The sequence below is a fragment of the Prosthecobacter sp. Pr1 genome (genome assembly GCF_057652315.1).
The window spans coordinates 1-13,019 of the sequence record NZ_JBYFBS010000019.1; the positions used below are offsets into that span (position 1 = coordinate 1).

Below are 13,019 nucleotides of genomic sequence, written 5' to 3' on the forward strand. Positions count from 1 at the left end.
TTCTTGATCGCGCTGGTGCCATTCCATGCGGCAGAGCAGGGAGGCCTCGCTTTTGAAATCACAAGCCTCTTGCGCTCAAGCCGCCACTTTTGCTAGATTGGTGCCTTGGAGCAAGAAATCCGCCCGCCCGAAAAGCATTGGGACGCCCCCATCCCAATTGGTTCACCCGCCCCCTGTTCATCGAAGTCACAGCCTCTCCATGCGATACCTCCTCGGAATAGCCGTAGCACTCGTCTTTTTGGCCTTGTTCCTGGCGCTGCTCTTCATGATGCCCGTGGAGTTTGGTGTGTCCTCATGGCATCTGTGGCGGGCCGATGCTGCCACAAAGGGCCGGGTCATCTCCTCTGATTCGAAGAGCCATCGTGGCAACACGCGCTCCCTCATCCGTTACCGCTACACGGTGGATGGACGCAGCTACGAGAGCGACCGGGTGCGGGCAGGCTGGATCAGCAACAAGGCCTACGAGTTCGGTGCCGGGGACCTCGCCAAGTCCCTGCGCCCAGGCAGTCAGGTCAGCGTTCGCTATGACTCCCATCATCCCGAGTTTGCCCTGCTTGAATATGGGTGGCCGAAGTGGAGCCTCGGATTCAGCCTGGTTGTTTGGGGGATGTGGCTTGGCAGCTATGTTTTTGACTCCCAGGACCGCAGGCCCAAAAGCCATGTGTTGTATGGTCTGACCCGTGGGATGTGCCTGCTGGGTTTCGTGATCATCTTCCTGCTCCCGCCCACGCTAGAGCCGAAGATCATTCCCACTCTCCTGGGCACTGGCCTTGCTCTCAGTGTCGTGGCCGGAGTTTACAGCTTGGTGCGTTACTCTCGGGTGGCACCAGGGGACCTCTTTTTGAAATAACGAGCCTCTTGCGCACAAGCCGTCAGTTTGGTTAGTTTGGCGTGTCAGGGAAGCATATCCGGCAGCCCTAATGGCGTCGGGACAAACCCAGCAAATCAGTTCACCATCCACCTGTCAGACGACTTGCCATGCGTATCTTTTTAAACACGCTTTTGCTGATTGTTCTCGCAGCGTGTTCCGAGTGGTCGTACGACACCCAATAGAAGAGCGGCGATTTTCGTCTCATCGCCATCGACACCCTGTCTCAGATGACCCTATTGCACGAGCCTTCGTCGATGTTCCTCGTCGAATCGACAATCTTCGCTGTCGGAGACGACGAAAAGCACATCGTTCTCAAGCAGCATCCATCAACCGAAGGCGGAAGGGAGTTCGATCGTTCAGTCACGAATTACTTCATTGTTGCGCGAGACAAGACTGTGCGAGGACCGCTCACCAAAGAACAGTTTGGCGCCTTAAGCACCTCGCTTTCGTTGCCGCCATTCACCAAAGTTTTCGACGAGTTGCAATGAACCGAACGTCGCAAGCGAACTCACCACCACCGCACCCATCCCATGAGCAAACTCCGCGTCGAAAGCTTCACCCTTTCCCTTGATGGCTTCGGCGCAGGCCCGGACCAGAGTTTGGAGAACCCGCTGGGCATCGGCGGCACGGCCCTGCATGGCTGGGCCTTCCCGACACGCACGTTTCAGACGCAGCTCTTCGGCAAGGAGGGCGGAGAGACCGGGATCGATGACGACTTCGCGGCACGCGGTTTCCACAATGTGGGCGCCTGGATCATGGGCCGGAACATGTTCGGGCCCGTGCGCGGCCCCTGGCCGGATGAGAGCTGGCGCGGCTGGTGGGGTGACAACCCGGTGTATCACAAGCCCGTTTTCGTGCTCACCCATCACCCGCGTGCGCCCCTCGTCATGGAGGGCGGCACCACCTTTCATTTCATCACCGAGGGCATCCACGTCGCGCTGGAACGCGCCCGCGCAGCCGCCAACGGTCAGGACGTCCGCATCGGCGGCGGTGCCTCCACCATCCGGCAATACCTGGAGGCGCGCCTGATCGATGAACTCCACCTCGCCATCTCCCCCGTCCTGCTCGGCGCAGGCGAGCGCTTGTTCGAAGGCATTCACCTGCCGGATTTGGGATACACCTGCACGCAGCATGTGGGATCGGAGCGGGCCACGCACATCGTGCTGACGCGCACGTAACACCTGCCAGCGCAAGCAGAGCAGCCTTGTTGCTGTGCAACAAAGAAGAGCCCTCTCCATCACACTGACATCACGGGCCCTAGACACGCTTCAGTTGGCCAAGCAGGGAAGGGATGATCGGCTGCTCAACCTGACAGCCCGGGCCCATTCCTGCTCCATAGGAACCGGGCTGCTTTATGGCGTTGTGTGAAATTGATTTTCCCCAAAGCGAACGTGCAGACGCTCGACGGCGCTTGGAGGACCAAGCGCCCTACCTCGCGCCGGGCCTGCGCATGCCCAGGGCAGGTAGGGCTGGTTGTCCTCAACCAGCCGCTGTCGAAGCCCATGGTCCTCGATCAAGAAACAGCCTGCAAAACGGCAATGACTTTTGCGAAGCGCTCCAGTCTCCGCCCTTGGACCTTCCCCTCATTCACCCCCTGACACCACTGCAGGGCGCACGGTGTGGCTCAGGGGCCATGAGGCGCGTTCGGGGCTGGGGTAGGGGCCTATTTTCTCCAGTGGGATGGACTTGAAGCCCAGCTTCCAGGCCGGGGAGTCCTCCTTGAGCCGAAAGTCTCCCTGCGCGGCATTCACAAAGCGGGGGTCCGCATCGATCAGATTGTTCTCAAAGGTCACCAGCGGTTTCGCCACATTGGCCAGGCTGCTCCACACGCCGCCCACGCAGATGTTTCGCGCGATGAGGTGGCCCTTCGGCAGCATCGGCTCGTCATCGAGAAGGGTCACCAGTCGGGGGTATCTGCCGGCCCACAGCTCGCTTTTGTAGGGCATCTGGTCCAGCTTGGCCTTCAGGCGGTCAAACCACACCTGTCCGCGTGTGGACACCTCCACCGCAGGCTGGCAGTCCACAAAGACGTTGTTGGTGATGGTGCAGTCCCGCCCGCAGGTGGACACCGCCGCCTTCATCGCTTTGGCGGAGTTTTCGATCTTGTAGAAGACATTGCCGGTGATCTCCGTGCCGCTGTTCATGTCATCCAGATACACGCCCAGGCAGCCGCGCCCATCCAGGCCGCTGAGGTGGTGCAGGTAGTTGTGGCGGATCACGGTGCCGCGCTCCGTCCAGTCCTCTCCCGCGTAGATCGCGCCGCCGTCATTGGCCTCGTAGCACACGCTGTGGATTTCGTTGAACTCGATGCGGTGGTCGTTGCCAGTCCACCAAAGGGCCTGGTGCGGGGCGTTGTCGATCAGGTTGTGGCTGGCCACATTCCCCACGCCGTTGATCTTCAGCGCCGGCTTGGTCATGCGCTTCCAGCGCGAGAAGTGGTGGACGTGATTGTTGTCGATCACCAGATTGCCCGGCGTCAGCGTCTTGCGGTCTCCGCCGGTGAGGTGGATGCCGCCGTAGCCCAGCTCTGAGAGATCGCATCCGGCGATCCGGCAGTTCTGCCCCCGCAGATCGATGCCCCAGCGGCCCGCATTGCGGACCGTGCAGCCGATGATCTGGACGTGCTCCACGTTCTTGAGCAGGATGGCCGTGCCCTGGCAGGCTTCAAAAATGAGGCCGCGAAAGCTCACGTGCGCGAGGTCGTGCATGAAGAGCAGGGTGGGCGCGATGGACACCACCGCCTTGCCCTGGCTGAGAGGAGCGGGCGGCCAGAAGTAGAGGATGCCGGTATCGCGGTCATGGTACCACTCGCCGGGGCTGTCCAGCTCCGGCAGCAGATTGAAGGCATAGTAATGCTGCCCCTGCCGGTAGCCTTTGGCCGGGTAGGGCGGTGCCAGCGTGATGACGTGGCGGCCCGCATCGATCGACTCGATGGGCTGGCGCGCATCGTTCCACTCCCAATACCAAGAACCGTGGAGCCAGGCGTCTTTTTCGTGAACCCACCGGCTGGGGCGGTCGCCCTCGTAGACGATGCGTCCTATCTTGCTGACCCTCAGGCCGCCGGGCGCTGTCTCCGCCTGATCATCGTCCACGTCTTTGATCCGTGTGGGGCCCTCATTGGGCCAGCGCGCCAGCGTCATGACCTTGTCCTGAAAGAACAGCTCCAGGCGGTCATGGTTCTCATCATCCAGCCCCACCGCCGAGCCCAGTTGTTTGATGCCCATGGCGTTCAAGTCTGCCTGCAGCACCTGCGGCCGCGCCGCCTCGTCGATGCGCTTCAGCGCTGCGGGATCCGTCACCGGCTTGAAGTCTTGGATCTCCACTCCGCCCGTGATCCGCACCACCTCGCCCGCCCGTGCCTGCCACACGATGGGCGCGCCCTCCGCGCCGGAATCCTCCGGCTCCAGCAGCAAGTTGGCCGTCAGAGGATATACCCCGCCGCGAATCTCCACCACGATGCCGCCCGCCGGCAGGCCCTGGGTTTTCCTGAGCTTGCGGATCTCATTGCGTGCCCGGCCCAGCGTGGCAAAGCAGCCGTCTGTCTTCGCTGCATTAGGCGCGTCCAGCATGCCGGACCACGCATCATTGCCATCCGGCCCCACATGGAGCGTCAGGGCAGAGCCCGGCGTGGCCCACGCCAGCGCCACCGCAAGGATGGCCGCCCTGAGGGGAAATGACCGATGGGAAACCTGGAGCACTGCGGGGAATTTCATGGGTGGAGTCATACGAACCCTCCCCGGCCTTTTGTTGGCCGAAACTGCCCGCGCCTTCGCTTTTGGCGGCAGCCAGTGCAAATCACCAACCGGCAAAGGGAAGATCAGGCGAGTCGAACACAAAACCCCTTGCATGATGAACCTATATCATGCCTTGATGTGTCCCCATGAGCGACGAAGCAACGCGGCGGGCAATGAGTCTTGAGTTTGTGGCGAAACTTCAAGGCGACCCTCTGGAGAAGCGCTGCGCACGGGCCACTCTGTGGTGCAGCGGCGACCTTCCGCCAGCGAGCGGAGAAATCCTCTGTGAACCCTCTCTGGATCAGGTGGCCCGGGGTCTGTTTGAGCCGGACAACTCAGCTTCTTTGGAAACGCTGGCATCCACAGCCCGCTACCTTTCGCTGGAAGTTCCTCATCTCCTGCCGATTCGGGTCACGGAGATTCACCCCGATTGTGAAGACCCCCATTTTCACTTTGAGGTCACCGGCCCCGCCACCAAATTGCGTCTGCCAGAAGCGTAAGAGCGGGCTCCTTCGCGGCCCATCTGGCTGGGAGACCTGCACGCCTGGAAAGCCCCCCCGGCTGCATCGGGTTGGGGTGCTCACCCCATGGCGAGAAAGACGGTGGCTGGTTAGTCTTGAACTGAGGGCAGTGTGAATCTGCCTTCGTTCCCGACTTATGAAATCCCATCCATTGATCCTCCTTGCTGCGGTGCTGGTCTGCTACGGCCCTGCCGCCGCCCAGAGCGGCATCCCACGCGCCTTGGAATATCAGCCCAAGGCGAGTGAGACGAGCACGGTGCATGACGGCATCGTGTTCTATCGCGGCCAGACCTACCTCATTCGCCACAGCCGTGCGGCGCTGGTGGATGTCACCTTGGTGCCGAGGGGCCAGGTACTGACCGCAGAAGGGCGGCTCGTGGCGCTGCCGTCCGATTTCGCCAATGCCTCCACCCCGACGCTGCGCGAGGGGCTCTTCGCCGTGCTAGGACAGGCTTATCTGATCCGCCACGGCCGCATGCAGCGGGTGAATGCAGAGCTGGTGCCGGAGGGGCAGGTGCTGACGGCGGAGGGGCAGCTCGTGCCGCTGCCTTTGGACTTCAGTGGTTTTGTGCTGGATCGTGCGCCGAATGGCTCGGTGCTGCAAGCGCCGCTCGTGCAGCCGGGGCCGCAGGTGCTCTCGCGTCAGGCGAGTGTGCCGCAGGTGCCCAGCGTCATTCCCAAGTCAGGCCCGCAAGTGCTCTCGAGGCATGCCGGTGTGCCGCAGGCGCCCACCATCATCCCCAAGGCAGGCCCGCAGACACCCACAGTCATCCCCCAGCGCACGCAACGCAGGTTCACGCCGATCAGCCTTGATTTGCCGCAAGTCGTGGCAGCCCCGGCAGCCGATTTGCCACGCATCGCGGCAGCCCCAGTCGCCCCGATAGCCGAGGAGATCCGCGCCGCAATGCCCCTGCCGGCGAACCTCCTCCCGCCAGCACCCCCAGCCAAGTAAACCCCGTGATGTGCCCGGATGGAAAGAGGTGGCCCACCCTTTCCTGAATGCCTTTCTGCGAGTGCCCATGAACTGCAGCCCCATGGGCTCACCAGCGATCATTTCAGAGAGAGGCTCAGGGTCACAGGGTCATTTCAGGTTCACAGGGTCACGACCTATATATAGGTCGTGACCCTGTGACCCTACGGGCCCGCCCAAGGGGCAGGGGGGACCTTCCTCCAGCCACCTTATGTGATGAAATGGTATCAAGCATCACAGGGGTATCAAATCGGTATCATGATACCAAACCAGAGCCCAATGGGTGATACTGGCAGACGAGGATCATCCTGATCCTCCGGGCTGGATGGAGCGAGCACGCTGGGTGTTGCGGGAGCGTGAGGGATCGGGACGATCCCTCTCATCTGTCAGCCAGTTGCCGCCGCCCTCAGAGACTCCAAGGGGGAGTTCTTCAACCGGCTGCCAACGCACCCCTTTTGACCCCATGGCGGGCATGCGCAGAGCAGTGATTCCAAAAATGAACTGGAATGGGGGCACCAGCAGCGACCGACTAGCTCATTTGATAATGCATATAAGTTGCGTTAAAGAGGTTATAATGCAATTTGTTTGCGTTATAGAACTTCACCCACTGATGCAAATAATGACACCGAAGCTCCCTGTCACCGTCCTCTCCGGCTTCCTTGGAGCTGGGAAAACCACCTTGCTCAATCACATCCTGCGAAACCGCGAGGGACGCAGAGTTGCCGTCATCGTCAATGACATGAGCGAGGTCAATGTGGATGCCCAGCTGGTGAAGGCAGGCGATGCCCAGCTCTCTCGCACCGAGGAGAAAATGGTGGAGATGAGCAATGGCTGCATCTGCTGCACGCTGCGTGAAGATCTGCTCAAGGAAGTCTCAAAACTGGCTCGCGAAGGCCGCTTCGACGCTCTGCTCATCGAGTCCACAGGAGTCTCTGAACCGATGCCAGTGGCCGAAACCTTCTCCTTCACTGACGAGTCAGGTCGCAGTCTCGGCGACCTCGCACAGCTCGACACCATGGTCACCGTGGTCGATGCGCGGAACTTTCTCAACGACTACTACGGCACTGAAGAACTCAGAGATCGTGGACAGCAGGTGTCAGAGGAAGATGGCCGCACCATCGTGCATCTGTTGACTGATCAGATCGAGTTTGCCAACGTCATCCTCATCAACAAGACAGACGCCGTGAACGCTGAGGAACTGCAGGACATTCGCGGGGTCATCCAAGCTCTGAATCCGAAAGCGAAAGTCCATGAAACACGCCAGTCGGAAGTGCCTCTGAGCGCGGTGCTAAACACCGGCCTCTACGAACAAGCGGAGTCTGAGCAAGCTGAAGGCTGGCTGGACTCCCTCAAGGGTCATACACCCGAGACCGAGGAGTATGGCATCAGCAGCTTCGTGTTTCGCGCACGGCGTCCGTTTCATCCGCAGCGGCTCCAGGAACTGCTCAACGCCACCTGGGAAGGCGTGATCCGCGCCAAGGGCATGTTCTGGCTGGCCACGCGCATGGAAATCGCCGGTTATCTCTCCCAGGCCGGCGTCCTGCGTGACACCCGCGCCTTTGGCTTCTTCTGGAGTGCCGTCAGCGAGTCCGAATGGCCCCAAGACGAGGAATCCCGCGCAGAAATCCGCCATCACATCGACGCCCTCTATGGCGACCGCCGCCAGGAAATTGTCATCATCGGTCGCGACATGAACCAAGCCGGCCTCATGACCCAATTCGACGCCGCACTGCTCACCGCAGCCGAATTCGACCAAGGCCCCGATGCCTGGATGCAACTGCCTGATCCTTTTCCAGAATGGCTTCCGAATGAGCCTCATACGCACGCTGCGTGAACCATTTCGCAGGATGTCCCGGCGGCCTTGGCCGGGGAGCCGGGAAGGGGGCCTCGCTGGGAGGGCAGGGGCCATCGGTTTAAGCCCTGCCACCGTCGTAGCTATACCCGACGGTGGCCTGCCGACTCGCAGGCCTGATCACTTACTGCGCGCAGTTCACGCGCCAAGTGAAGCATGCCTAATGGATGCCGCAACCTACTGAATTACAGATGAATACACAATCGGCATGCGTACTAAATGCCTGGCATCTTTTCTGGCATCTTTTCCGCTACGTAGTCGTAGGAATATTGATGCGATGAACATTTTACTTTGGTTTCTGAAGTGATTACCCTGACAAATGCAAATGCTTTGTGATACACCACTATCCAGCCAGACCGCCCAAGTTTGGGAGCATTGGGCATTGATCGGTGGCGTCGACGAATCGGTGGATTGCCTGAATAAGTGTTTGAGCCTGTTTTCTTTTAGAAGGGTCGCGATCCACGAGATGAGCAGAAAACTTCGTCTGATCTATGCCTTGCCGTGGCATGAACTTGATCCAGATGATTCTGAAATTAAAGTCTCGATCGAGTTTCATCGCGCCTGGTTGGTTCACAGTTGCCTTGGGGATATGGAATCGCTTAGCAGAGGGTACTTAGTATTTTTGGTGTCATCATTTGCAGCCGACGATCAAGGGGAACATTTGCCGGATGGTGGGTTAATGAAAAGGTGGGGCGACGGAGAAAGGATGGTTCACCGCGTGATACGAGCACTCCGGCTGCTAAAAAAGGGGGACTTTCGCACGACATCTTCATTCCTATTGAGCCCTGACGATGGAAAGCCTGGTGGAATCATGACTTCATCTTCAGGCCTTCCGTATGAAATTTCTTCTTTTTGCTCAAATGATCGTGAAATGTTTGATCGCTTGATGCAGATTCCTGATCAAGGCAACGAGCCCTATAGAACGGCTTTGGAATTTTTCGAGGCCTCCTATCGCGCAGGGGGAATCAGTCGTTTTCTCCTACAGGTAACTACGTTGGAAGCTATTTTCAATTCGGGCAAGGATCAGATAAGCCAGTCTTTCGCAAGAAACGGTGCTTTAATTATGGCGGAAGGCAATTTGGAGAGCTTCAGAGGCCATTATAAGCAATTGAAAAAGGCATATAGTACTCGTTCAGCCTTAGTTCATGGAGGAGCGCATAAATCGGTTCCTCCAGAGATTATGAATGCAGTTGATGAATGTGCGCGGAAGGCTCTTGTGATGTGGATATTGAATCCCATTGCCAAAAGCGAATTGGCTGATCTCTTCTTGGAGATGGGTTTTAACTTGGATTTTGGACCAAAACCGTCGGCGTAGCTGAGCCCTTCAAAATTTAATGCCCGGCATGGCCAAATGGCATTCACGATACACTAAATGACTGGCATCTTTTTTTTCACTTCCAGCTCTGAATGGAAGAACGCAAGGGGCCATCCGACAAACTAAACGACTGCTGGAACCACTTATTGGTGACGGGATCAAACACTTTTTTAACAAGCTCAGAGGAATCGTCCGGGAAATTTAAAACCCTGATTTCAACTTTTCCTTCACATGGGCATGTGCAGCGAAACTCGTATCGTTTCAGTGCTTCGTCGTTTGCTACAAGCACGACACCGCCAATGGAATCCTTGGCATCCCAAACTTCGTAACCGATGGATTTTGCGGACTCAATGTAGTCGTTGAAAAACCTACCGGTGTGAAATGTAGTGGATATCCATTCAGGGTTCATGGTCGGAAAGAAAAAACGTCATTGGTTTAATGCCTTGTCGGGCGTTTGCCCTATGAACTGAGAATCTCAAAGGAGGGCTGAGAGAGTCGAAGAATCAACTTTATCAACTTTCAATTGATACCAACCGTTTTCAACCTGCCATCCCCGCACCTTAATACTTTACATTACATTGATTGTTGGTAGTTAATATGGAAGGTTTTGGCAACCCTGTGAAGGGCTGTTTCAGTTCCATTCGGTTCGCAACGGGCGACCTACCCAACCAGCTTCAGTGTCCGTTTCTCCTGGGCGCTTTGGAATGCGGTATCGACGATCTGCTGGCCGATGCGGGAGATGTCGAGGCGGAGCGGGCCGATGAGGGGCGCGCCGGTTTCGAGGTGGTGGATGACGTGCTCGACGGGATTGCGGTTCGGGGCGAGGACGGGATCGACCGGGATCTCGTAGCCTTCCGGGCGGGCGCGGGTTTGGACGCGGACGGTGGGTTCGTAGTCGTAGCACGAGAGGGTGCCGTCGGTGCCTTTGAGGACGAAGCCGCACTTGGGCTGGGGCTGGTGGGTCCAGGGATCGGTGAAGGTGCCCCAGCGGGTTTCGCTTTTGCTGAGGCCGAAGCTGTAGCGGATGATGGCGACGGCGTGCTCGTCCACCTCAAGCCCGGCGGGTTCGTCCCAGACGCCGGTGACTTCCAGCGGGGCCCGGCCGCCGAGGTGCCATGTGCCGAGGGTGGTGCCGTAGCCCATGTAGTCGAGCAAGGAGCCCCCGCCCTGCGCCTTGCTGTAGAACCAGCTCGCGGCTTTTTCGGCGGCGCTGGGTTCTTTTTCGATCTTGTCGGCGCCGTGGTAGAGCGGGCCGCGATTGCCGCCGTGGTGGTGGAATTCGCGGACTTCGCCGATGAGGCCTTCCTGGATGAGGCGGTGCGCGGTCTGCTGCCCGGCATCCCAGACGAGCGGCCAGTTGACGGTGAGGAGCTTGCCGTGCGGCTGCATGGCGGCGATCATGGCATCGGCCTCGGCCAGCGATCCGGCGAAGGGTTTCTCCATGATGATGTGGGTGCCAAAGGGGGCGATCTTGGAAACCCAGTCGCCGTGACTCGAAGCGGCGGGACAGAGGATGACGATGTCGGGCTTCGTCTGCTCCATGCAGGCGCGGTAGTCGGTGAAGACTTGGGCATCGGTGAGGCTGAAATTCCGCTGGGCGTCCACGAGGCGTGCGGGCTGCTCATCGCAGATGCCCACGATCTCCGCGTTCGGATGCTCGGAGGTCTGGCGCAGGAGGTCGCCCATGTGGAAGTGATCGAAATTGATGCCGGCGATGCGCCATTTTTTGCTCATAGGGCAGCATCGAAGCCGAAGGGCGCGGGGATGACAATCGAAATCCCCCTTGCCTTGAGGCGGCGGTTCCCCTTTCATCGCCCCTGCCCCATGGCTGCCAATGAAATCCGCGACACCCCCGGCCGGCTGCTGCTGGGCTGGGCGGTGCTGCTCACGTCGCTGGTGATTCTTTCGTGGCGCATTCATCTGCGCCCGGCGGACTACGAGTGGACGGAATATCCGACAGCGCTGGGTGATGCGAAGTACTACACTATGCTGGGCAAGGATGATCGCTACGAGCCGAACCTGCGCTTTGCCGGGCAGGACGAGGGGCTGTTTCGCCGGGTGGAGGAGGCGGTGGAAATGGATGACGCGACAATGATGAAGCTGGGGCTGGATGCGACGGGGCGGCACTTCATTTATCAGCCGGAGGGTGCTGGAGAGAAGGGTCCCCTGCCCGTCTATCTGAAGAGCGGCGAGAACCGCTACGTGGAGTTTGGAGCGCGGAAGTTTTACCCGCCGTTTGTGCCGAAGGCGGGGCCTTGAGGGCGCGGCGTATTGAATGCGGTGGGTGAAAATGGGCGGATTTTAACCGCTGATTAGACGCTGATATGACGCTAATATCAGAGGTCCGGGAATGGGTGCGCCGCACGTGGCTGGCTACGCGATCAGCTCCAGAAAAGCCGCTGGGGCAGCGAAGCAGATAAGGGCGGCGTAGATGGCATCAAACCAGACCACGGAGAGCACGGCACCGATGTGGATCACGAAGACGACGGGAAAGGCGATGATGCGCAGGAGCCAGGAAGCGCCGGGTTTTCGAATGGCTGCCCAGAGGCTGTTGGCATCTCCGGTGCTGGGAAAAGCGTGCATGGCGACGGAGAATCCCACCCAGCCGAGCAGGAGATTCACCATGCCCAAGCCTTCATGGGCCAGCGCCACCGGCAGGCAGATGAGCAGGCCGACGATGGAATTGAGCAAAAAGGGCGCGACGGAAATGACGAAGTGTTTCCAGCCGGAGGAGGGTTCGTCGTGAATGACGTAGCCTGCGGGGTTGCCCGTCTGAAAATAGCAGACCTTGAGCACCGGGGTGCCGGTGAAGCGGCACATGAGCTGGTGCGCGGCCTCATGCACGATGACGCCGGGAAAGGTGGCCAGTGTGATGATGAATCCAGGGATGAAGATCATGAGGGTGGCGGCGGCGGGTTCAGCGGGTCTGAATCTGGATGGGGACGTTGTTCAACTGCAGAGGCTGCCCCAGCAGGATCTGGCCGGCGGGAGCTGTGTTCATCGGACTGGGCTGTCCTCCAAGCTGAATGGCTGGCTTGTCGGGCTGGAACGCGGAACCTGTGTCGGTCATTTGTAAAGACGGCCCTGGGGGCAGGAAGCTTCCAGTGGGCCGCTGCAGCTGATAGATCACTGAATTGGCGCGATGATTTTGGTCCTGTGTGGCCTCACGGCCGGAAAGCGATTTCATGGCCCCCGCTGCATCCACGGTGTGGCCGCTGTTCAGGGCGGCTTCGGCATAGCTCAGCAGCGTCTCGGTGTCATCGTACTCTTTGATGAGGGGGTGATAGCTTTGATAGGACTCCTCCCAGCGTCCTTCGCGTTTCATCTTTTTCGCATGGGCGATTTGAACGGCGGCATGAATGCGCTCGCGAGACAGAACCAAGGAGACAACCACCAAGGCCGCGATGACTGCGGCGGCCGCTTTGACCCACAGCGGAAAGGGAAACTTGATCAGGTCCACACGGCAGGGCTCGCACACCGGCAGCTTGGTCTGGGTGCTGAGGCGGATGGAGCCGCAGTTCACGCAGGCCTTGGGCGCGACCTCGTCTGTGGTTTCGGACGAAGGAGGCGGCGGTGGCGGCAGGCTCATGGGTTAAAGCAATGGCTTAAACCATTTCAGCAGCCGGGACGGATTGACAAGCAAATATCACCCTCAAGAAATTCCTCCCTTCGCAAGGCACAAAATTGGCTCGTGAAATGCGCTTGGCACCCCCATAATTCTCCCTTTAGTCCGCGCCCCCGAACTTCCTCCCAAGA

At 59.2% G+C, this 13,019-nt stretch carries 13 protein-coding genes; 8 read left to right on the forward strand and 5 right to left on the reverse strand.

Features of this window, described 5'->3' with window-relative positions; genetic code table 11:
• Nucleotides 1-199 precede the first annotated feature (199 nt).
• From AC24GY_RS23655 to AC24GY_RS23665, 3 genes are all read left to right on the forward strand, one after another.
• Nucleotides 200-850 (forward strand): DUF3592 domain-containing protein, encoded by a 651-nt coding sequence (locus tag AC24GY_RS23655; protein ID WP_487687942.1) that lies wholly within the window; start codon nucleotides 200-202, stop codon nucleotides 848-850.
• Nucleotides 851-1,098: 248 nt separating this feature from the next.
• Nucleotides 1,099-1,359 carry a DUF3997 domain-containing protein gene (locus AC24GY_RS23660; protein ID WP_487687945.1) on the forward strand — a complete coding sequence of 87 codons (261 nt, stop codon included), beginning with the start codon at nucleotides 1,099-1,101 and terminating at the stop codon, nucleotides 1,357-1,359.
• Nucleotides 1,360-1,401: 42 nt separating this feature from the next.
• Complete coding sequence (locus AC24GY_RS23665) at nucleotides 1,402-2,049, forward strand: dihydrofolate reductase family protein (protein WP_487687948.1); 648 nt, start codon at nucleotides 1,402-1,404, stop codon at nucleotides 2,047-2,049.
• A gap of 405 nt (nucleotides 2,050-2,454) precedes the next feature.
• Here AC24GY_RS23665 and AC24GY_RS23670 read toward each other — a convergent pair whose 3' ends face one another.
• A complete protein-coding gene (locus AC24GY_RS23670; protein ID WP_487687951.1) occupies nucleotides 2,455-4,584 on the reverse strand; it encodes a right-handed parallel beta-helix repeat-containing protein in 2,130 nt (709 codons plus the stop codon).
• A gap of 167 nt (nucleotides 4,585-4,751) precedes the next feature.
• Between AC24GY_RS23670 and AC24GY_RS23675 the strand changes: the two genes are divergently transcribed.
• The 4 genes from AC24GY_RS23675 to AC24GY_RS23690 all read left to right on the forward strand — a co-directional run bounded on the left by AC24GY_RS23675 (nucleotide 4,752) and on the right by AC24GY_RS23690 (nucleotide 9,263).
• Nucleotides 4,752-5,105: a hypothetical protein gene (locus AC24GY_RS23675; RefSeq protein ID WP_487687953.1), complete on the forward strand. Its 354-nt coding sequence runs from the start codon at nucleotides 4,752-4,754 to the stop codon at nucleotides 5,103-5,105.
• A 157-nt stretch (nucleotides 5,106-5,262) separates the two neighbouring features.
• Nucleotides 5,263-6,078: a hypothetical protein gene (locus AC24GY_RS23680; protein ID WP_487687956.1), complete on the forward strand. Its 816-nt coding sequence runs from the start codon at nucleotides 5,263-5,265 to the stop codon at nucleotides 6,076-6,078.
• A gap of 628 nt (nucleotides 6,079-6,706) precedes the next feature.
• Nucleotides 6,707-7,930, forward strand: coding sequence for a zinc metallochaperone GTPase ZigA (gene zigA / locus AC24GY_RS23685; RefSeq protein ID WP_487687959.1), 1,224 nt, complete (start codon nucleotides 6,707-6,709; stop codon nucleotides 7,928-7,930).
• A 337-nt stretch (nucleotides 7,931-8,267) separates the two neighbouring features.
• Entirely contained in the window at nucleotides 8,268-9,263 is a 996-nt protein-coding gene (locus AC24GY_RS23690) for a hypothetical protein (RefSeq protein WP_487687962.1), read from the forward strand.
• A gap of 76 nt (nucleotides 9,264-9,339) precedes the next feature.
• On the opposite strand, the gene AC24GY_RS23695 is transcribed toward AC24GY_RS23690, so the two are convergent.
• Nucleotides 9,340-9,672 carry a hypothetical protein gene (locus AC24GY_RS23695; protein WP_487687965.1) on the reverse strand — a complete coding sequence of 111 codons (333 nt, stop codon included), beginning with the start codon at nucleotides 9,670-9,672 and terminating at the stop codon, nucleotides 9,340-9,342.
• Nucleotides 9,673-9,923: 251 nt separating this feature from the next.
• Nucleotides 9,924-10,997 (reverse strand): Gfo/Idh/MocA family protein, encoded by a 1,074-nt coding sequence (locus AC24GY_RS23700; RefSeq protein WP_487687968.1) that lies wholly within the window; start codon nucleotides 10,995-10,997, stop codon nucleotides 9,924-9,926.
• A gap of 90 nt (nucleotides 10,998-11,087) precedes the next feature.
• On the opposite strand from AC24GY_RS23700, the gene AC24GY_RS23705 reads away from it, so the two are divergent.
• On the forward strand, nucleotides 11,088-11,522 hold the full coding sequence (locus tag AC24GY_RS23705) for a hypothetical protein (protein ID WP_487687971.1): 435 nt from the start codon (nucleotides 11,088-11,090) through the stop codon (nucleotides 11,520-11,522).
• Between the two features lie 114 nt (nucleotides 11,523-11,636).
• Here AC24GY_RS23705 and AC24GY_RS23710 read toward each other — a convergent pair whose 3' ends face one another.
• Together AC24GY_RS23710 and AC24GY_RS23715 are read right to left on the reverse strand one after the other, a co-directional pair.
• Nucleotides 11,637-12,161 carry a DUF3267 domain-containing protein gene (locus AC24GY_RS23710; protein ID WP_487687973.1) on the reverse strand — a complete coding sequence of 175 codons (525 nt, stop codon included), beginning with the start codon at nucleotides 12,159-12,161 and terminating at the stop codon, nucleotides 11,637-11,639.
• Between the two features lie 19 nt (nucleotides 12,162-12,180).
• Nucleotides 12,181-12,852, reverse strand: coding sequence for a hypothetical protein (locus AC24GY_RS23715; protein WP_487687976.1), 672 nt, complete (start codon nucleotides 12,850-12,852; stop codon nucleotides 12,181-12,183).
• Between the last annotated feature and the right edge of the window lie 167 nt (nucleotides 12,853-13,019).